At 45.0% G+C, this 565-nt stretch carries 1 pseudogene; it reads right to left on the bottom strand.

The features are described 5' to 3' along the window. A pseudogene (locus tag BO225_RS10435) lies at positions 1-509 on the bottom strand (IS21 family transposase); the annotation flags it as partial. Between the last annotated feature and the right edge of the window lie 56 nt (positions 510-565).

Here is a 565-nt window from a genome sequence, read left to right as displayed (position 1 = left end):
CTTTTCCGGCTCAAGGAAAGATAGAAGACCTTGAAACGGGAATACGAGTAGACCAGGGAAAAGACATTGATATGGATCGTTTCTCCGTTTTTGAGCTTGAAGTTCATATCCTCTTTCCAATCAAGCTGTGCTTCTTCTCCCGGCTCCGATTCGAGATGGAGAACTCGAGAACGATGAGAAGAAACCCCTCTCGTTTCGGAATTCACCGTCCGGTTGCGGGAGCCATCGAAATAGGAAGCGAACTCGGAATGCCTCAGGATCCAGGCCCTGAAAGTGCTCTCTGCACATTCAAGACCATGATTGTCTTTGAGATACTGCCAGAGAACTTTTTTATAGAAGAAGACCTGTTCGCTGCTTTTGGACAAAAGGTCTTCGATAAGATCATAATAAGCATCGATCGGACTGGTTCTGGATCTGTGTTTGGCTTTGTGAAAACCGTTCAGATATTTATCGACCGTTCTGCGATCGACATCGAGTTCACGGGCAATCTTGGATTTGTTCAATTTCAAAACACCCTCCTTCATAAGCGGCATAAGCTTGTTCAAATCTGTCAAAGAATCAACAC

The sequence above is a fragment of the Dubosiella newyorkensis genome (assembly GCF_001945605.1).
In the GTDB taxonomy this organism is placed as follows: Bacteria; Bacillota_I; Bacilli_A; order Erysipelotrichales; family Erysipelotrichaceae; genus Dubosiella; species Dubosiella newyorkensis.
Note: the sequence above shows the minus strand (reverse complement) of the source record. Positions and strands in the feature narration are given on the sequence as shown.